This window comes from Ponticaulis profundi, assembly GCF_042659465.1.
Classification (GTDB): Bacteria; Pseudomonadota; Alphaproteobacteria; order Caulobacterales; family Hyphomonadaceae; genus Ponticaulis; species Ponticaulis profundi.
Genome location: NZ_JBHSSW010000012.1, coordinates 235072 through 252807, shown reverse-complemented (window position 1 = coordinate 252807; position 17736 = coordinate 235072). Strand labels below are relative to the sequence as shown.

Sequence of the window (17736 nt, the reverse complement as noted above, 5' to 3'; positions counted from 1 at the left end):
TCATCCCAGAACATTTGCAATCATGGCACTCAGTCTGGGCGCCATGGCTTGTACAACTGGCGCGCAATCTGCGCGCGATCAGGCTTTCACAGCCTGTCGTGACAAGATCGGCACAGACGAGCTCAGCAAGTGTACGCGAGCCGAAATTGCAGCGGCCCGTTCGTCACAACTGGCCATGAATGCCCAATATCAGGCCGAGCTCGACGCGTGCGAAGCACGCCGCAATGAGGCGGCAGCTTTCGGCGCGGGTGCTGATCAGATCTCATGTTCCTCAAACCCGGCGGACTATCTTCTGGGCGGCGCAGACAATTAACGGTCAGATCAATTTCGCTGGTGAAACACGTGTCGTCATGCTATCAGGCGCGACTTTTTTCTGGTTTCACGAAGATGCAAGCCGTTCAACTTTCTGACATTGCCACACCGAACTGGATCGCAGAGCTCGCCGCAACCGGCGTTGCGATCACGCACAGCTTCATACCGCCTGCGCTCGTCTCTGCGCTGCGCGTGGAAGCCGAGGCCTATCACCAGGATGAACGACTGGCACGTGCCGGTGTCGGACGGATTGGCGACCACCAGGTCGATCTGTCGATCCGCCGTGACAAGACACGCTGGATGTCGCGCGAGCAGTCAGAGACACAAGCCTGGTATCTCTCAGAAATGGAGTCGCTGCGACTTCTGTTGAACCGGGAACTCTTTCTCGGCCTGTTTTCGTTTGAAGCGCACTATGCCGCCTATGAGAAAGACGGCTTCTATGCCCGCCACCTCGATGCATTCCGTGGCGCGCGGAACCGCATTCTCTCAACCGTTCTCTATCTGAACGAAGACTGGGATGAAGCCGATGGCGGCGAACTCGCCATTTTCGACGAACAAGCCCCTGACGACGCGCCGCCAACCCTTCTCGTTCCGCCTCATGCCGGCACCATGACGATCTTTCTGTCTGAAGACATTCCGCACGAAGTCTTGCCAACGCAGAAGACGCGTTACTCCATCGCTGGCTGGTATCGACTGAATGACCGTCTCGGCGCGCCAAGCCTGCAGGCTGTCACACCGGTGTCCAACCTCGCATCTTAGGATTCGTACGTTTCTAGGGCGGCACAAATGCGATCGGCAAATTTATAGATGTCTGCGGGCTGGTCGATTGAAACCTTTTCTTCGGCCTCATTGTCGAAGAGACCCACATATTTTTTGGTCTTACTATTAAACCAAAGCCGCACGATCGGCTTCCGATTGTTATCGTCCAGCAACACACCACAGTACGATTTTTGATCCCGAATGAAGACACGATCCGGATTTACAACTTTAGCCGCGATGGCGACTACAATCCGATAACCTTCCATCTCTTCATCTGTGGTCTCAATTTCAGATTGCTGATCTTCGCCAGACAATGGCACCTCATCTTCATAGTTTCGCTGCAGGGCGTTTGATAAGCGGGCATTAACTTTATCCCGAAGTACCTCGGAAAATGATCGCTTCAAAAGAGCGGTAAACTGCTCCTGAATTTGAGCTGTGAAACGGCCTTCATAAATGTGCCGGCCCCATAGCGTTACAAGTTCAGGAGATGGAGTCTCTATTTCCTTGCGAATGACTGATTTCAGAGCTGAAACGTATTTTAAATTCGCAGCGGTACTTAGTATTTTTTCTTCGTCAAACTGATCTTTCTGAAACTTCGAAAGCTCCGAAACAGCTGTTGCGTCCATGCTTTCGAGTTTAAATGTCAAAAACGGCTTTTGATCCATTTTATTGGACTGATCTAGGTCGGTGTAGAACTGCCACTCAAAGCCATTCGTCAGGACTGCAAATCGCGCATCAGTCACTGAAAAATAGCGATAGAGCTGCGATGCGTGCTTCAAGTTCAGAACTTGATCCGGCGATTTGCACTCAATCAGGATCGCGACGTTGCCCTCGATGCGGATTGCGTAATCTACCTTCTCGCCTTTTTTTATGCCCACATCAGCTGTGAACTCCGGGATGACTTCCCTCGGATTGAAGGGGTCAAAGCCAAGCGACTGAAACATGCGCAAAACAATCGATGTTTTTACCGCTTCCTCTGTTAGCAAATGAGCTTTTTGCTCTTCGCATAACTTAGATAAATCTAGCAGCTTTTCTTCGAAACTCATTCCCGAACCCCTTACCTGTAAAAACCGGCAAAGAGATTACATCCAGAAATCGCATTTTGCACAATAGGCAATCAAGAAGATTGTGATACCTCAAGCAGGCCGAAAGGTCAGCGCGACACCATTATTGCACCAGCGTTTGCCGGTTGGCTCGGGCCCGTCGCCGAACACATGCCCCTGATGCCCGCCACAACGGGCGCAGTGATATTCTGTACGCACGTAAAACAGCATGCGGTCAGGCTTGGTTTCGAACGCGCCATCCAGATGATCCCAGAAGCTCGGCCAGCCCGTGCCCGATTTGTACTTCGTCTCGCTGCTGAACAGCGGCAGATCGCAGCCTGCACAATGATAGATGCCCGGTCGGTTTTCTTCATTCAGCGCAGAAGTGAAAGGCCGTTCTGTGTCTTCCTTGCGAAGCACGTTGAACGCTGTAGGTGACAAGCGCTCTCGCCACTGCGCCTCACTCAAGCCCGCCCAATCGATGTCACCGTTTGGCATCTTCGGCAGAGCACCGGTCGTCTCCGGCTCATCGGCATAAGCCTGATCGTTTGAGCGCCCCTGCCCCTGACAGGCAGCAACAGCAAGGCCGACAGGCATCAGCATCATGAGGCGGCGGCGGGTGAACGGGGTAAAGTCAGTGTGTCTCATAATAGAGAACTGGTACCAAACCGGTCTCTCTTCCACTCATTTTTGCGTGAAAATGGCGCGAGCTGCTTTTTCTTCGCAACCATGAATACGTTCAGAGACTTAATTCCGAAGTGATGAAATTAGAGGCCCGTCCATTGGGAGCGGATGCGCCAGGCCAGAACCGAGGAAAATATGCAGAAACTGGAGCGACTATATCTTGCGATCCTGAGATCTCCCTCCTTGCCGGAGAACATCTCAACCCTGTCCGATATCGGGAAATGGGTTCTGATCGAACGCAATATTCTGCTGATTCAATCCCAGCAGACGCTGACACGCATCCACAATGCGCTGCGCACATATCTGCTGCCGGAAGGGTTGCAGGTCATTCCGCTCAGTCATCACCAGACTCAGCTCTCACCGCTTGATCAGCAAATCGCGCTTCCGCGTGATCTGGGCGACATTATCTCCGAAATCGCGCCCGAACACCGCAGGACTCACGCACTGCCTCCAACCAGATGACGGCAGGCGCAGACAGAACACTCTTCCTGATCTGGCTGGACACGTCGCTGACAGACGAAGACTGCCAGCCCCTGTCTGACCTTGGCAGCTGGTTTCTGCTTAATGAGAATCTCTTGCTCATTCATTCCGCAGAAACACGCTCGAAAGTCTATCACGCCGTCAAACACATGTTTCAGCCAGAGGCACTCATGGCGGCACCCTTGAAAGACGCCCCCAAATTCAAGGGCATGAATGAGGGGGCGCTGAACTGGGTGCGGGCATTACCGGAAGACGATTAGCCGTCTCCCCAGTTTGGCGGACGCTTTTGCAGAAAGGCAGCAACGCCTTCCTTGAAGTCGCTCGTCTGCGAAATGAGGATCTGGTTGCGGTCCTCCATCGCAATAGCCGCTTCCATACCGCCCGCATCAATGTTCATATTCAGCGCTTCTTTCGACAGACGTAGTCCCAGAGGCGAAGTTGTCAGCATCAGGTCGAGATCTTCCTGCGCAGCCGCTTCCAGCTGATCTTCCGGAACGACCTGCGCCACCAGGCCAAGGTTCAGCGCCCGTTCAGCAGAAATGAACTTGCCGGTCAGGATCAGCTCGGTCGCGAGAGACGCACCGACAAGGCGGGGCAGGAAATAGCTCGAACCAATGTCACAGCCGCCAAGACCGATACGGATATAAGCACAGTTGAAGCGCGCATTGTCGGCAGCAATCCGAATGTCGGACGCGAGTGCGAGCGAGAAACCACCACCACAGGCAGGTCCCTGAATGAGCGAAATGATTGGCTGCGGACACTTGCGCATCGCCATGACGATATTGGCGATATCGCGCTGTGTCTTCAAACCCGCCTGAACGCTATTGCCTTCACCGGCATCATCGGCCTCGCCTTTTTTCTTCAGATCGAGCCCCGCACAGAAGGCCCGTCCGGCACCTTTGAGAACGATGATCCGCACATCAATACGCTTCTGCAGACCGAGGAAGTAGGCATACAGCTCTTCCACCATGGTTGGGTTCAGCGCATTCAGATTATCCGGCCGGTTCAGTGTCAGCCATTCTACAGCGCCCTTGCGCTCCACCTTTAAGGTTTCAAAGTCCGGTGCCTTGGTCTCTGCCATGATGATCTCCCTCTCAGATTCTTGTTTTTCGCTTCATAAAAGCACTGACCTAGCGATAGGCAAAAGAAAAGGCGGCCCCGAAAGGCCGCCAGTTAGATCCATGACATTTTTTATGGGAGAACTCTGCCTCACAGTCCGGAGAAGGTCTTCTTCAGGCTGACCTTGAAGGTCCGGCCATATGGATTGTGAGTGTAAGGATCATAGTTGATGTCGAACTGCGCAAATGGCGGCTCTTCATCGAACACATTGACGACAGACAGGCCGAGATCCAGCTCCCATGGCAGGTCTGCACTATAGTACAGGTCCATCGTGCTCATGCTGTCGATTTCGGAATTTCCGTCGCCGGTCAGATCACCGCGCTCGTCGTCATAGCTGTCGACATGGCGCATGACGGCCCGGAAGTTGTGCATGCCGATAGCGTAGTTCGCGAAGATATTCGCTTTCCACTGTGGCATGGACCGGGTGAAGTTCGACCGGTTGAACTGGCCGACATAATCACCGCCACCGATTGGCACGCCTTCGATGAAGTACGGATCGACATCATACTCGATGACATAAGTCGATTCCGCACCGATCATGAAGGAACCGCCATTCGTCTGATCCCAGGTTTTCTCGATCCGGAGATCAACGCCTGAGGTCTTGATGTCAGGGCCGTTCACAACATTGGTCTCAATGCGTGCAATGCCGGAAGCGGCGGGTGCAGCCGGGTCCTGGAAGGTGATGCGGTTCAGGATATCTGCATCCGTATCGCCCGCCGCGAGCGCGGCAATGGCTGCATCGACGATATTGGACTGCTCTTCCACGATGATCGGATCAGAGAAGTCGAAATTGAAATAGTCAATCGATGCAAAGAAACCGTCTTTTTCGAAGATCGCACCCAGATTGTAGCTGAACGCACTTTCCGGATCGAGATCCGGGTTGCCGTACTGATCAACCGCCTTGAAGGCCGATGTTGGCGCGACAAACTGCAGGGTGGTTGCAACACCGCCCAGCTGGTTCAGCGTCGGACCACGGAAGGATGTCTGTGCCGAACCACGCAGAGCGAACATGTCGTTCACCTGCCATTTGGCTGCGACTTTCGGGTCAAAGGTCGAACCGACTTCACCGCCATAATCCTCGTAACGGGCCGCAACCTGAATATCGAGATTGTCATAGAGCGGAATCTGCAGCTCACCGAAGATCGCGTAAATTTCCTGGTCTCGATCAGCCGAATTCGTTCCTGCAAGGAAGGAGAACGGACCTGTGCCACCCGGACCTGGATTGACATCCAGATCGGTCAGCTCGTTCGGCTCCACTTCAAAGGTTTCACGGCGCACCTGCGCACCAGCCGCCCAGCCAATTGAACCGCCAGCTGCCTGAACCGAGCTCTGACCAGAGAAGACCGCGTCAAACACCAGCAGGCTGGTCGTAACGGTCGTACCAACTGGGTCTGTCAGCCAGTCTGCGAGTTCCGCACTGTTTTCCAAGGCCGGATCAAAGGTCGGATTCGGATTGCCATTGATGGCACCCGCCGGGATCGCGTTGGAGAATGGGTTATAGTATTCGCAGCCGCCCTGCCCCGGAACCGCGCCTGTCGGCACAGCGCCCGTGATCGGGTCAGCACAGATTCCAAAGCCATTCAGCGCGGCGCTGAGACCGGCAATATAGGTATCATAGGTGATGCGCTCACCTTCGGTCGTCGAGTATGTCAGGCCGATATCGTATGAGACATTGTTCTCAAACTCACCGGTATAGTCACCACCAAGACGATAACTCTTATACTCGCGCGATCCTTCCTGCGGACCATATCCCGTGCCAGGGAAGCCGCCCCAGCCAAAGGATCGGCCAATATAGAGCGCAGCAAGCGTACCGGCCGGGAACGCGCCCGGATTGTCAGCCATATATTGCTGGAAGCCCGGGTGGCTGGCTGGCACAACCTGATTGGTCAGCACCTGCGGTGGATAGGCCGGCGATGTTTTCCAGCTTGGCACATCCGTCATGGCATACAGGCCTTCAAGGTGAAGCTGTGAGCCATTGCTGAAATCATAATTGAACTCAGTGAAGACCTGATAGCGCTCTTCTTCTTCAATCAGATTGTCGAAATTGGTGTACTGGAACTGGCAAGTCCCATCGACAGTGCCACCGACCACTTCACAACCTGAATCACTGATAGCGCCGCCAATCGGCCCAACGCCCGTGCCGTCAAAACCCAGCGGCACAAAATATCCCGGGTTCGACAGGGAAGACCAGCCGCCGACCGGGTTTTCAGCATAAGTTGGAACAGCCCAGTCCTTCTCCAGAAGCGAGACTTCAGAACGCTTCTGATAGCCGAAGGATGTGACCCAGCCCCAGTTTTCACGCTGAAGGCCGTAAGCGGCGGAAATGTCGTACTCACCATCAGACCCTTCAAAGGTCTGGAAGCTGCCGCCAATTTCGAAGCCATCAAGATTGTCACGCGTGATGAAGTTCACAACGCCCGCAATCGCGTCCGAACCATAAAGGGCCGCCGCGCCGTCTTTCAGAACCTCGATCCGCTGAATGGCCGCTGACGGGATGGTGTTTGTATCCGTAAACAGCTGCGCCTGCTCACCAATGGCATAAGGTGAATAGGTCTGGCGTCTGCCATTGATCAGAACCAGCGTCCGAGCCGGGCCAAGGCCCCGAAGATTGATATTGGACGTGCCTTCCAGGCCGTTCGATGCGAACTGGTTGGTCTGTCCATCCACACCGGACGACACGCCCAGATTGCGGATCAGTTCCGTGAGGGTTGGGTTACCTTCCAGCCGCAGATCTTCTGCAGACAATGTATCAACCGGAAGCGCTGCGTCCTCAGGCGTGCCCTTGATAAAGGAGCCTGTGACCACCACAGTTGATTGACGAAGTTGCTCGTCTCCGGACTCCTGGGCCAAAGCAGCAGGGCTGCTTGCCAAGAGAGCCAAAGACGACGCACCTAAGAGGAATGTGCTCGTTTTGCTCATCGTTTCTCCCCGATTTTATTGTTATGCCCGGCTTATTTTTGTCCGAGTCAGGGAGAAGCTTAGGGCGGCGAATTTTGACAGAAAAGTGATAAAATACATTGCACTGCATCATAGCCTTCCCTTACGTCCACCCCGGCCGTTTTATACTTCACGCCTCTACATTCCGTCGCGTCACTCTACTTTAGTATTCACACTATTTGTGCGAGATTATTCGAGTACTTCATGAAACATCATCCACCATTCGCAGAATTGGGAAGCGCCTTCGCAGATGCGGTAGAGCCTGCGCAATTTCCTGAAAAAAAATTGAGGTTTCGCAATCAGCGGGCAGCAAAAACCGTTAAACTGGATGATTTAAGTGATGTTTCATGGGTGAAATACTTCGCCGATTTCGTCCCATTACCGGAAAATCTGTCCGAACCACTGGCTATACGCTATCACGGTCATCAATTCGGCCAGTACAACCCAGAGCTGGGCGATGGTCGCGGTTTTCTCTTTGCGCAATTGCGAGACGATCAGGGGCGCCTCCTCGACCTCGGCACAAAGGGATCAGGCCAGACGCCTTATTCACGCTTTGGCGATGGCCGGCTCACCCTGAAAGGCGGTGTGCGTGAGGTCCTGGCTACCGAAATGCTGGAAGCCAGCGGCGTCTATACCTCCAAAAGCTTCAGCCTGATCGAAACCGGCGAGCAACTACATCGAAATGATGAACCAAGCCCGGCCCGCTCCAGCGTGCTCGTGCGGCTTTCGCACAGCCATATCCGCTTTGGCGCGTTTCAGCGGCTGGCCTTTTTTGAAGACCGTGAAAACCTGATCCGACTGATTGAGCATGTCCGGACGTATTATCACAGCGATATTGCCCCGGATGATCCCGACAGGCTGGCCCCGAAACTGCTTGAACGCATTGCGACGGTCACTGCCCGCATGGTGTCGAGCTGGATGGCCGCAGGGTTTGTCCATGGCGTGATGAATACCGACAACATGAATGTGACGGGCGAGACGTTCGATTTCGGTCCTTACCGCTTTCTGCCGACCAGTGATCCGAATTTCACCGCCGCCTATTTCGATCAGGGGGGGCGATATGCCTTTGGTCGCCAGCCAGGGGCTGCGCTCTGGAACCTGAAACAGCTCGCCGGCACCTTCACCCTCGTCAGCGATGCCGATGTGCTGACCGAAGCGCTGAAAGCCTATGAGAGCGCTTATCAGGCAGGCTTACGCGATGCCTGTTTCTTCCAGCTGGGCATCAAGCCGACCGCACTGGAGACCGATCTCACCTTCCTGCAGGATCTCTTCAACTGGATGACGGAAAGCCAAATCCCGTGGGCGCAATTCTTCTTCGACTGGTTTGGCGGTGCGATCAGCGAAGAGCGCGCTGAAAAGAGCCCTGCGAAGCGCCACTACACCACACCGGAATTTCTGAAACTCTGGACAAGCCTCTCACAATATCAGGCCAGCGCGCCCGAACGTCTCGAGCATGGATATTTTCAACGCAGCACACCGGAAACGCTCCTGATCGACGAGATCGAACACTTGTGGGCGTCTATCGCAGATGAGGATGACTGGAGCCTGTTTCAGGCCAAGCTGGATGGCATTTCTGCCAAAAGAAAAGCCCTGCTGGAATAGCAGGGCTTTTCGGTGTTCAAGCGATACGCGCTTGCTTATTTACGAGCTTTGACAGGCACCATGGCGAACTGTGGTGCGATCTTGAAATCGCGCGCCAGTTTCAGCTTTTCCATAATCAGGAGCGCGGTTCCGTTATAGTCGAAGATCCGGTTCCAGAAGCCTTTGCGCGGCAGGTGCAGAATAGAGATCGGCTCATCATGATGGTGATCATGGAACGCCTCACCACCGGTCAGAAGCGCCAGCGTGTAGGTAAACCATTTTGGCATCTGCAAATGGCCGAAGACATTGATGCCCAGAACCGTCGCATGGAACTGAATGGCGCGGCCGATCACAACCGATGCGTGGATCAGAAGCGTGATGATCAGATCGCCGCCCGCAGCCCAGACAATCGCATAAATGATTGCAGGCAGAACGAAGTGCACCAGCACGGACAACAGATTATAGTTTCGGTCGCAGACGCGAATAATCGCGCTGTTTTTGATCCAGAGCGGCATCGGACGCTTGAGGTCCATTTCGTCACGGAACAGGATCCATCCAACCCAGGCCCAGGCCTTGCTCTCAAACGGATTGTGCGGGTCGCCTGGCTTATCAGCAAAGCGGTGATGCTGAGAGTGATAGTTGATCCAGTCCTTGATGGACCCCTGCATTGCAATGATGCAGTTGATCATCACCAGCATCTGAGCTGGCGCATGAAGCTTGCCCGCCTTGTGCTGCCAGACGCGGTGCAGGCCACCAATACCAATATTGCAGATCACGACCGTCGCAGCGATCACGACCAGCACGATTGGCGCATAATACCAGTGAAGATGGACACTTTCCATCAACAGCCCTGCCACAATGGCTGTGATCATGCCGATCACACCCAGTGCAGGATAAATGAACGCTGAAAAACAGCTGCCCATGTCGAAGTTCTTCCACGACTTTGGGATGGCAAGAGATCGCGGCAATACTTGTCGCTCATTTGTCATCTACGTTTCCAACTCTACGTTTTTTGGCCCGAAAAAGTTTCGGAGTGCATACGGCCTTTGATAGCCATTCTCAACTGTGAAGATGGCGATCTTTTGGCCGTTTGTCAGCAGGCCAATTGTCGCAAATACAGAAAATGACGCCATTGTCATCATTTCGTTAACAGTCCTGCCGTTGACTCATACCGACTAGTTGGTATGTTTTTGATTATGAGTTCAAAGTTACCCCGTCGCACCCCCGCCAAGGACGCTATTTTGCAAGCCGCTGTCACTCTGATCCGACAACACGGATATGCCGCAACGACGGTGGATCAGCTCTGCGCAGCAGCAGGCGTGACCAAGGGTGCTTTCTTTCACCATTTCAAATCCAAGGATGAGCTGGGCGTTGCCGCCGCCCATCACTGGAGCACCACAACTGGCGAACTGTTTGCTTCAGCACCGTATCATGAGCCTGCGAAAGCGGCGGATCGGGTCCTCGCCTACATTCGCTTTCGCAGAGAGCTCGTTCAGGGGGATGTCTCTGAATTCACATGTCTTGTTGGCACAATGGTTCAGGAAATCCATTGCGATGCGCCCGACATTCGAGATGCTTGCAAGGACAGTATTTTCGGCCATGCGCACACGCTTGAAGCCGATTTTGACAAGGCTATCGCAGAGGCCGGGCTGAGCGGTCAGCTGAATGCAGCAAGCCTTGCCCAACACACTCAGGCCGTCCTTCAGGGCGGATTCATTCTGGCAAAAGCGCAGAATGACAAGCAGCCCGTGCTCGACAGTCTCGATCATCTGGAACGCTACATGACCTGTCTGTTCAAGAACAAAGATCCAGATTGAGGACATATCTGCCGACGGATTCTCAATACAAAAAATCGGAGGAAGAATTCATGGACAAGATCACCACCTTCCTGTGGTTCGAAAAGGGGGAAGCCTTCCGAGCCGCAGAATTCTACACCAGCCTGCTACCGAACAGCGAAATCCTGACAGACTGGAACGCTCCCACAGACAATCCGTCAGCTAAAAAAGGTGAACCTCTGGTCGTCGAATTCGTCCTTGATGGCCGTGCCTACGCAGCCCTGAATGGCGGGCCAGGCTTTAAGCCGACAGAGGCGGTATCTTTCATGGTGCTTTGCGAAGATCAGGCGGAAATCGACCGTTTATGGGCGGCGCTTACGGCCGATGGTGGCGAAGAAAGCAGGTGCGGCTGGTGCAAGGACCGTTGGGGCTTTTCCTGGCAGATTACTCCACGCCGTCACATGGAGCTCATGAAGTCGGGTGATGATGCCACGCGGGAGCGCATTATGCAGGCCATGATGACCATGAAAAAATTCGACCTGGCAGCCATCGAAGCTGCAGCGGAAAAATCATAGGAGGAAAAGACATGGTTTACGTTCAGGGCATGATGGCCCCCGTCGCCTCGGAAAAGAAAGCTCAATACCAGACACTATCTGCAAAAGCGGCAGATGTGTTTCGCCAGAACGGCGCACTCTCCGTCATCGAAAGCTGGGGAGACGATATTCCCGATGGTAAAGTCAACGATATGAAATCCGCTGTAAAACTGAAAGATGGTGAAACGCCCGTTTTCACATGGATTGTCTGGCCATCCAAAGCGGCACGTGACGAGGGAATGCAAAAGAGTTTTGCAAATCCACTGTTCAGCGAAGGGTTTGATCCAGGCATGGATGGCGCGCGCATGTTCTTCGGCGGCTTTGAAACGATTGTTGAAGCCGGTGACTTTTCGGGCGCCGATTACATCGATGGCTTCCTCGTCCCGTGCCCGGTGAAGAATAAAGAGGCCTACCGTAAGATGGCCGCCGATGCCTGGCCCCTTTTCGAACGCCATGGCGCGATCTCCATGTTCGAGTGCTGGCAGGATGATCTTCCCGATGGTCAGCTCACGAGCATGGCGCTCGCCGTACAGAAAAAGCCAGACGAAGCGGTTCTGTTCTCATGGGTTGGATGGCCTTCAAAAGAAGCCCGATTGAAAGGGCAAGCCAGCATGATGGCAGATCCCGAAATGCGTCCACCACCTGAAATGCCATTTGACGGTATGCGAATGATATTCGGTGGGTTTGAGGTTATAGTTGATCGCTGACCGCCAAACACAATAAAGGCTGCCTTCCGGCAGCCTTTATATCATTTGAATTTTGGTTCGCGTCGCCCCGGAAATACCCGGACAGCTTCGCTGGATGTGGAAACATTCGGGTCTTCGTCGAGTGTCTTTCTCGGCGGAAACTCTTTCCTGGACCGGTTGAGCTCCGCAGCGAGGGTTTGCTCGAACTCCTCGGGTGTCGTGCGAGGCAGACCGAACTTCGTCATTGTATCGCGTTCCATGTCGTCCTCCATGTGCGTGCCTTAATAGTTGGCCGGTGGGTCACTGGCTGGAAAGGTTTCATCCAGCTCTTCGTCGACTTCCGTCCACTCTTCATCACGTTCAACATTCTCAGGATCGGCGACTGGATCTTTTTTCTCTTTTTCTTCGTTTTCTTTCACAGTGCTCATCTCATCCTCCTTGCAGATTACTGCCTGGTTACAGGATCAACGCGCCAAACACCGGACTGTTGCAAAAAAGACTCGCTCACAGGCCGCCGATCAATCGAGATTGCGGATCAGGACTTCCGTACTTGCGGTAGACTGAAAGGTCACTTCCGGCACCAGCGGGATGACGGGTGTGTAGGAGTACTGGATTTGCACATCGGCGTAGGTCGCACCGTATTTCTCCAGCAAAACCACATTCGGCGTAAAGCTGCCGCCGACCGTCGTTCCAAGCTGCTCGGCGATCAGCGCCTTGATCTCTTCCGCACTTGGATCATTCATGGTGAAGGCGGTCCGCGCGATCAGATCGGTTGTCGCCTGCGCCTGCTGAAGCCCGAAGAACGCGACACCGATATGAAACAGCCCCAGCACCGTGGCCACCAGCACCGGAAAAATCATCGCAAAGCCCACAGCCGACACGCCGCTGCGGTCCTTCATTAGGCGCATCAGATTTCCTGAGAACACGTTCGCCGTCCGCGTCATCGCAACCTCGTCACAAGTTTCTTCTCGAGCACATAAGCTTCTCCGAACAGGTCCTTGCCTGTCAGATAGACTTCGATCTCTGCGAGGATGCGAGCCTCTGTACTGTCCGCACATTTTGCAGAACAGATTTCACGCTCACCGGCCGACTCGACGTCATAGCGGGTGAAAAAGGGTTTGGTTTCATCAAATGTGGTGGAGCTGACGCTTGATGTCTGCGGGCATCCACAGCTCACTTTCAGTTCGCGAATGGTCAGAAGCGAACTCGACTTGAAAGCGTCGGACAGCACAAGGCGCGCGGTGGAAATCACCTGCGACTCCGATTTACCAGCAGTCGTGGAAACGGGCTGAAAGGATTCCCAGTCACCAGACAGCACTCGGTCTTCCAGATAATACGCCGTCGACGTGACCGCTGAATCGAGCTTCTGGCGATCCAGAATCTGGAATGAAGAAGAAATCGCGAACAGCGCAATGCCAATCACGAAAGGCGAAATCAGCGCGAACTCCAGCGCCGACACACCGCGCGTGTCTGCGGCAATCGATTTCACAAGGGACAGAAAACCAGCAACCATATCGTTCAACGCCTTAATCGGAAGCCAGAACAACGCCGGGGATCAGCGCCATCTCACGCGCGCCCATGGCGGCGCAGTTTGCATTGCTGAAACTGGCATTACCGGACAGCGTCACCGTGCGCGCGATCAGCTGCGTGCAGGTGCTGCCGCTTGATGATCCACCCGTATATTCGACGGGCTGGTTCGGGAAATACATCACTCCTTCCAGCACGCTGTCTGCGTGACCGGTGATCTTCACATTCAGAGAAGACGGGCTCGTTGCCCCATCGGAATACATGATCAGCCCGGCATAGGGGCCGCTTGTCTTGGCGGAGAGATCCAGCAGCCCGCCGGTCGGCATCCCGATCGTGCCACCATTGACGAAAATCATCGTGATATTACGCCCATACAGATGGGAAGACGCTGACTTCAGATCTATGGTGGCGCCATCAAATATGAATGTGCCGCCGTCTTCCAGCTCCGCATAGTCCATGGCGGAGAAGGTTTTGCAGTAGCGACCGGGGCTCAGCGAAATGGACTGCTTGCCAGTCTTTTTAGGCGTCTGACACGGCATGGCCGAGATGTTTTCCGGCGGTGTCAGATCCGCATACGGGTCGGGCATACGTCGCCATTGCGTTTCGATCTGATCGCACTCGCTGATATTCATCTTGGTCTCGCCATAGACGCCCCCGGATGAATAGATACAGCCTGCCGACAGATTGCTGGTGCCACTGACCTCAAGTGCTTGCACATCGGTGGAGTTGGACTGCACCGCGCAACCATTCACATTGACGATCGCCGAGCCATTCAGGTCAAACGCGCCGGGCGCTGTATCATCCAGCGCCAGAATGCACAGCGCATTTGTTCCGGATCGGATAACTGCGGTCGCGACGCGCTCCACCGCAGACGCCTGATCCATGAAAATCCCGGAAAAGAACCGAGACTGGGGCTGGCGCAGCACAACCTGTACTGCATTTGAGCCAGCTTTTGATCCGGAGATCGGCGGGTAATAAACAGCGACATGTGTTTCATCGAACGTGACGCCGTTCTCGAACAGCATGCCCTTGGCAGCCATGCCAACATTCGCGGCCTCATCCAGAAGCGTCACCTCATGGGCCGCAGCAACGGCAGCCACGTCGGCATTCATCTGAAGCTGACGCGCCTGATGACGCCACAGGCCGACATCTGCAACCAGAGCCAGACTCGCCACCATGAGCGGCAACATGACGGCGAACACGATGACGGTGTTCCCGCTTGAATTTTCGAGAAAAATTGATGGAAACCTCTGGGTTTCTTCTACCAATCTTTGCGATCTGCCCACAATACGCGCCCTGAGTTCATTACAGGAAAGATTGAATTATCACAGCGGGCTTTTAACACATTGCTTTAGATGGACCCGGAATTTCCAACGAAAAGAAAATCAAAATTAATCATGATTTCAAGCAACCGCCGAAAAAGTGCCACACCACATGCCTTAGGGGCAGCAAGTGCCGGGAAACACGCGCAAGAATTGCCAGATCGCGTGTCATTTCATCCGGGCACGGCGTGTGTTTCAGCCATTGCGCAGACAAAAATTTTCACAACGACTAATCAAATAATTACGACCAGCTGAAGTCGACCTTCTGCCCGGTCTGTTCTTCCAGAGCTTTCAGAGCGCTGGTGAAGAAGGCCAGCTCACTCACGCATCTCACGCCGTTCGCCTGCGCTTTCAAAACCTTGCTGGAAGGGTTTTCTGCATCAGAATCCCCAACGACCAGCATGGTCGTTTTGCCGGTCACACTGTTTCTGACATCACACCCGACAGCCGCAGCGATGTCAGCCGCCTGCTGACGCGGAATGGCCAAATTCCCGGTAAAGACGACAACCTCGCCATAGAGACCGCCCTGCGCATTCCCCTCACGACGATGCGTCGTGGATGCAGCGACATGTGTCGTGCCATCCCCATGAAACTCGGCCAGCGGCAGCGTCACGCGGTCCACCCAGTCATGAAGACCGAGACCACTATGGTGCATCGCGGCCAGAAGAACATGACCGGCCGCCTTGGCATCTTCCAGTGCATTGTGATGGTGGAACAGATAACCAATCCTGCTGCAAAGATTGGCCAGACCATATCCCCTTCGGGCACATTCCGCCCATGTCCGGCGCGCCACTTGCGCAGAATCCAGCCAGCAGAGCTCAGGCAGAGAAATGTCAAATCGCTCTGCTGATTGCTCTATCGCACCGCGATCGAACGAGGAATGAGACACCACGATATTCTCAGAAAACCGAGAGAACAGCTCCTCAGAAATATCCGCGAACGTCGGCGCATTTGCGACGTCGGCTTCGGTGATGCCGTGAATCTGGATGTTGTGAGAATAAAAATCCGTCTGCGGGTTCAGCAGCGTGTAAAATTCGTCGACCAGTTTTCCATCAGAAAAGGACGCCACACCGATCGAGCAAATACTCGCCCGCGATGAATTGGCGGTCTCAACATCAACAGCGACAAAATTCATATCTGCATCCCCTCCCGATTGTGCTCATGAAAATACAGCTTCCGAGCACTGCGCAAGGGGATGCGAGTTTCAGCTCAGCGTCACGCAACGCCAAACATCCATCGATCAGGCAAACTCGCCTTTCAGGGCATTCTCAATCAGCTCGGCTGTCTCTTCCACACCATAAAGGGCGATAAAGCCACCAAAGCGCGGCCCCTGAGACTGACCAAGACAGACTTCATAGATTGCCTTGAACCAGTCACGCAGGTTCTCAAACGCATGGTTCTTGCCAGCCGTGAATGTCAGTGTCTGCAGGTCTTCGCCTGTCACGGGTCCATCATAGCTCCGCAGAGACGCCGCCAGTTCCTCAAGCGCCGCACGCTCCTGTGCTGAAGGTGCGCGATATTCTTTCTCCGGCTTCACGAAGTCTTCGTAATAGCTGAGCGCATAGCCGACCAGCTGGTCGAGGAATGGCGCATTCTCCGGTGTCGCATCTGCAGCATATTTGGAGATAAAGCCCCAGATCAGCTCTTTGGAGTTCGCATTCGCCGCCGATACCAGATTGAGCAACAGAGCAAAGCTCACCGGAACATTCAGCTCCGGCACCTTGCCGGAATGGATCGCCCAGGCCGGATTTTCCAGCTGCTTGGCCGGTTCTTCACTGTGATACTTCTCAACAAAGGTCAGATACTCGTCGACCGCCTTCGGGATCACGTCAAAATAGAGCTTCTTCGCCGCGCGTGGCTTCTGCCACATGAAGAGCGCCAGGCTCTCCTGCGGGGCGTATTTCAGCCATTGCTCCACCGAAATACCATTGCCTTTCGACTTGGAGATTTTCTCGCCTTTTTCGTCGAGGAACAGCTCATAAACATATTGCTCTGGCGGACGCTCGCCCAGAATACGGCAGATCTTGGAATAGATCGGCGCGTTCGCCTGGTGGTCCTTGCCGAACATCTCGAAATCAATACCGAGCGCCGCCCAGCGCATGCCGAAATCCGGCTTCCACTGCAGCTTGGCATTGCCACCCGTAACCGGGATGGTGACGTCCGTTCCGTCCTCATCTTCAAAGGTGATCTCACCCTTGGCTGCATTGACGTTTTTCATCGGCACATAGAGCACCCGGCCCGTCGTCGGCGAGATCGGCAGGAAAGGCGAATAGGTCGCCCGGCGCTCCTCACCCAGCGTTGGCAGCATGACATCCATGATGTCCTGATACTTTTCTGCCGCTCGGATCAGATACGGATCATATGTCCCGTTCTTGTAATAGTCGGTCGCGGAAGCGAACTCATATTCAAAGCCGAAACTGTCGAGAAAACCGCAAAGGCGCGCATTCATGTGTGCGCCATAGCTGTCATGCGTGCCGAATGGATCAGGCACATCCGTCAGAGGCTTCTGGAGATAAACCTCCAGACTTTCCGGGTTTGGTACGGTCGGCGGCACTTTGCGCATGCCGTCCATATCATCCGATACACAGATCAGTCGTGTCGGAATTTTCCCTTCCGTCAGCGTTTCAAACGCGACGCGCACCATGGTCGTGCGAACGACTTCGCCGAACGTGCCAATGTGTGGCAAACCGGATGGACCATAACCAGTCTCGAAAATGACCGCGTCCTTCTTCTTACCGGCCTTCTCCATCTGCTCGACGCGCGCCTTGAGCTTGCGCGCCAGCTCAAAGGGCCATGCCTTTGCGGAGTCTGCCAGCGTTGAAAAATCGGTCATTTTGTGTGTCTGCCTTTGGTTGAAAACAAGCGCGGGAGGTAGAACTGATGGGGGTATGCGTCAAGGCGCTGTCTCTGAAGTCGAT

Annotated in this window: 20 protein-coding genes; 8 read left to right on the top strand and 12 right to left on the bottom strand. The window is 54.3% G+C overall.

Translation table 11 applies throughout. From position 1 onward, the window contains the following. Window positions 1-22: 22 nt before the first annotated feature. Window positions 23-313 (top strand): hypothetical protein, encoded by a 291-nt coding sequence (locus tag ACFQDM_RS10510; protein ID WP_377378793.1) that lies wholly within the window; start codon window positions 23-25, stop codon window positions 311-313. A 74-nt stretch (window positions 314-387) separates the two neighbouring features. Then, a complete protein-coding gene (locus ACFQDM_RS10505; RefSeq protein WP_377378791.1) occupies window positions 388-1071 on the top strand; it encodes a 2OG-Fe(II) oxygenase in 684 nt (227 codons plus the stop codon). Here the strand turns inward: ACFQDM_RS10505 and ACFQDM_RS10500 are convergent. Together ACFQDM_RS10500 and msrB are read right to left on the bottom strand one after the other, a co-directional pair. After that, window positions 1068-2117 (bottom strand): type I restriction endonuclease, encoded by a 1050-nt coding sequence (locus ACFQDM_RS10500; RefSeq protein WP_377378790.1) that lies wholly within the window; start codon window positions 2115-2117, stop codon window positions 1068-1070. The genes ACFQDM_RS10505 and ACFQDM_RS10500 overlap by 4 nt on opposite strands. A 90-nt stretch (window positions 2118-2207) precedes the next feature. Next, window positions 2208-2762, bottom strand: a complete 555-nt coding sequence (gene msrB / locus ACFQDM_RS10495) for a peptide-methionine (R)-S-oxide reductase MsrB (RefSeq protein WP_377378788.1) — start codon at window positions 2760-2762, stop codon at window positions 2208-2210. A 144-nt stretch (window positions 2763-2906) separates the two neighbouring features. Between msrB and ACFQDM_RS10490 the strand changes: the two genes are divergently transcribed. Both ACFQDM_RS10490 and ACFQDM_RS10485 read left to right on the top strand, forming a co-directional pair. After that, window positions 2907-3260, top strand: a complete 354-nt coding sequence (locus ACFQDM_RS10490) for a hypothetical protein (protein ID WP_377378786.1) — start codon at window positions 2907-2909, stop codon at window positions 3258-3260. Then, window positions 3257-3538: a hypothetical protein gene (locus ACFQDM_RS10485; protein ID WP_377378784.1), complete on the top strand. Its 282-nt coding sequence runs from the start codon at window positions 3257-3259 to the stop codon at window positions 3536-3538. The genes ACFQDM_RS10490 and ACFQDM_RS10485 overlap by 4 nt, the downstream gene beginning before the upstream one ends. On the opposite strand, the gene ACFQDM_RS10480 is transcribed toward ACFQDM_RS10485, so the two are convergent. Next, on the bottom strand, window positions 3535-4359 hold the full coding sequence (locus ACFQDM_RS10480; RefSeq protein ID WP_377378783.1) for an enoyl-CoA hydratase/isomerase family protein: 825 nt from the start codon (window positions 4357-4359) through the stop codon (window positions 3535-3537). The genes ACFQDM_RS10485 and ACFQDM_RS10480 overlap by 4 nt on opposite strands. 128 nt (window positions 4360-4487) lie before the next feature. Beyond that, on the bottom strand, window positions 4488-7316 hold the full coding sequence (locus ACFQDM_RS10475) for a TonB-dependent receptor domain-containing protein (protein WP_377378781.1): 2829 nt from the start codon (window positions 7314-7316) through the stop codon (window positions 4488-4490). 222 nt (window positions 7317-7538) lie between these two features. Here ACFQDM_RS10475 and ACFQDM_RS10470 point away from each other — a divergent pair, with 222 nt between their 5' ends. Continuing rightward, window positions 7539-8936, top strand: a complete 1398-nt coding sequence (locus ACFQDM_RS10470) for a protein adenylyltransferase SelO family protein (protein WP_377378780.1) — start codon at window positions 7539-7541, stop codon at window positions 8934-8936. A gap of 35 nt (window positions 8937-8971) precedes the next feature. On the opposite strand, the gene ACFQDM_RS10465 is transcribed toward ACFQDM_RS10470, so the two are convergent. Further along, window positions 8972-9838 carry an acyl-CoA desaturase gene (locus ACFQDM_RS10465; protein WP_377378778.1) on the bottom strand — a complete coding sequence of 289 codons (867 nt, stop codon included), beginning with the start codon at window positions 9836-9838 and terminating at the stop codon, window positions 8972-8974. A gap of 318 nt (window positions 9839-10156) precedes the next feature. Between ACFQDM_RS10465 and ACFQDM_RS10460 the strand changes: the two genes are divergently transcribed. The 3 genes from ACFQDM_RS10460 to ACFQDM_RS10450 are packed head-to-tail and all read left to right on the top strand — an operon-like array spanning window position 10157 to window position 11990. Continuing rightward, window positions 10157-10732 (top strand): TetR/AcrR family transcriptional regulator, encoded by a 576-nt coding sequence (locus ACFQDM_RS10460; RefSeq protein WP_377378776.1) that lies wholly within the window; start codon window positions 10157-10159, stop codon window positions 10730-10732. Between the two features lie 50 nt (window positions 10733-10782). Beyond that, window positions 10783-11265, top strand: a complete 483-nt coding sequence (locus tag ACFQDM_RS10455; RefSeq protein ID WP_377378774.1) for a VOC family protein — start codon at window positions 10783-10785, stop codon at window positions 11263-11265. Window positions 11266-11276: 11 nt separating this feature from the next. Next, window positions 11277-11990, top strand: coding sequence for a DUF1428 domain-containing protein (locus ACFQDM_RS10450; RefSeq protein ID WP_377378772.1), 714 nt, complete (start codon window positions 11277-11279; stop codon window positions 11988-11990). A gap of 41 nt (window positions 11991-12031) precedes the next feature. Here the strand turns inward: ACFQDM_RS10450 and ACFQDM_RS10445 are convergent, their stop codons facing one another. The 7 genes from ACFQDM_RS10445 to ACFQDM_RS10415 all read right to left on the bottom strand — a co-directional run bounded on the left by ACFQDM_RS10445 (window position 12032) and on the right by ACFQDM_RS10415 (window position 17651). Beyond that, window positions 12032-12229: a hypothetical protein gene (locus ACFQDM_RS10445; RefSeq protein WP_377378770.1), complete on the bottom strand. Its 198-nt coding sequence runs from the start codon at window positions 12227-12229 to the stop codon at window positions 12032-12034. 21 nt (window positions 12230-12250) lie between these two features. Continuing rightward, the gene (locus ACFQDM_RS10440) at window positions 12251-12397 is read right to left on the bottom strand and encodes a hypothetical protein (RefSeq protein ID WP_377378768.1); all 147 of its coding nucleotides are present in this window, start codon (window positions 12395-12397) and stop codon (window positions 12251-12253) included. Window positions 12398-12487: 90 nt separating this feature from the next. Next, window positions 12488-12877, bottom strand: coding sequence for a TadE/TadG family type IV pilus assembly protein (locus ACFQDM_RS10435; RefSeq protein WP_377378766.1), 390 nt, complete (start codon window positions 12875-12877; stop codon window positions 12488-12490). Between the two features lie 32 nt (window positions 12878-12909). Beyond that, window positions 12910-13482, bottom strand: a complete 573-nt coding sequence (locus ACFQDM_RS10430) for a TadE/TadG family type IV pilus assembly protein (protein WP_377378764.1) — start codon at window positions 13480-13482, stop codon at window positions 12910-12912. A gap of 13 nt (window positions 13483-13495) precedes the next feature. Continuing rightward, complete coding sequence (locus ACFQDM_RS10425) at window positions 13496-14782, bottom strand: pilus assembly protein TadG-related protein (protein WP_377378763.1); 1287 nt, start codon at window positions 14780-14782, stop codon at window positions 13496-13498. A 277-nt stretch (window positions 14783-15059) separates the two neighbouring features. After that, a complete protein-coding gene (locus ACFQDM_RS10420; RefSeq protein ID WP_377378761.1) occupies window positions 15060-15953 on the bottom strand; it encodes an exonuclease domain-containing protein in 894 nt (297 codons plus the stop codon). A 105-nt stretch (window positions 15954-16058) separates the two neighbouring features. Beyond that, complete coding sequence (locus tag ACFQDM_RS10415) at window positions 16059-17651, bottom strand: lysine--tRNA ligase (RefSeq protein WP_377378760.1); 1593 nt, start codon at window positions 17649-17651, stop codon at window positions 16059-16061. Window positions 17652-17736 lie beyond the last annotated feature (85 nt).

Bases quoted from the DNA above. Each gene is read 5' to 3' on its own strand.
- ACFQDM_RS10465 (WP_377378778.1), bottom strand. From the start codon at position 9,838: ATGGGCAGCTGTTTTTCAGCGTTCATTTATCCTGCACTGGGTGTGATC.
- ACFQDM_RS10415 (WP_377378760.1), bottom strand. From the start codon at position 17,651: ATGACCGATTTTTCAACGCTGGCAGACTCCGCAAAGGCATGGCCCTTT.
- msrB (WP_377378788.1), bottom strand. From the start codon at position 2,762: ATGAGACACACTGACTTTACCCCGTTCACCCGCCGCCGCCTCATGATG.
- ACFQDM_RS10435 (WP_377378766.1), bottom strand. From the start codon at position 12,877: ATGCGCCTAATGAAGGACCGCAGCGGCGTGTCGGCTGTGGGCTTTGCG.
- ACFQDM_RS10485 (WP_377378784.1), top strand. From the start codon at position 3,257: ATGACGGCAGGCGCAGACAGAACACTCTTCCTGATCTGGCTGGACACG.
- ACFQDM_RS10450 (WP_377378772.1), top strand. From the start codon at position 11,277: ATGGTTTACGTTCAGGGCATGATGGCCCCCGTCGCCTCGGAAAAGAAA.
- ACFQDM_RS10490 (WP_377378786.1), top strand. From the start codon at position 2,907: ATGCGCCAGGCCAGAACCGAGGAAAATATGCAGAAACTGGAGCGACTA.
- ACFQDM_RS10505 (WP_377378791.1), top strand. From the start codon at position 388: ATGCAAGCCGTTCAACTTTCTGACATTGCCACACCGAACTGGATCGCA.
- ACFQDM_RS10480 (WP_377378783.1), bottom strand. From the start codon at position 4,359: ATGGCAGAGACCAAGGCACCGGACTTTGAAACCTTAAAGGTGGAGCGC.
- ACFQDM_RS10440 (WP_377378768.1), bottom strand. From the start codon at position 12,397: ATGAGCACTGTGAAAGAAAACGAAGAAAAAGAGAAAAAAGATCCAGTC.
- ACFQDM_RS10445 (WP_377378770.1), bottom strand. From the start codon at position 12,229: ATGGAACGCGATACAATGACGAAGTTCGGTCTGCCTCGCACGACACCC.
- ACFQDM_RS10510 (WP_377378793.1), top strand. From the start codon at position 23: ATGGCACTCAGTCTGGGCGCCATGGCTTGTACAACTGGCGCGCAATCT.
- ACFQDM_RS10500 (WP_377378790.1), bottom strand. From the start codon at position 2,117: ATGAGTTTCGAAGAAAAGCTGCTAGATTTATCTAAGTTATGCGAAGAG.
- ACFQDM_RS10470 (WP_377378780.1), top strand. From the start codon at position 7,539: ATGAAACATCATCCACCATTCGCAGAATTGGGAAGCGCCTTCGCAGAT.
- ACFQDM_RS10430 (WP_377378764.1), bottom strand. From the start codon at position 13,482: ATGGTTGCTGGTTTTCTGTCCCTTGTGAAATCGATTGCCGCAGACACG.
- ACFQDM_RS10420 (WP_377378761.1), bottom strand. From the start codon at position 15,953: ATGAATTTTGTCGCTGTTGATGTTGAGACCGCCAATTCATCGCGGGCG.
- ACFQDM_RS10455 (WP_377378774.1), top strand. From the start codon at position 10,783: ATGGACAAGATCACCACCTTCCTGTGGTTCGAAAAGGGGGAAGCCTTC.
- ACFQDM_RS10475 (WP_377378781.1), bottom strand. From the start codon at position 7,316: ATGAGCAAAACGAGCACATTCCTCTTAGGTGCGTCGTCTTTGGCTCTC.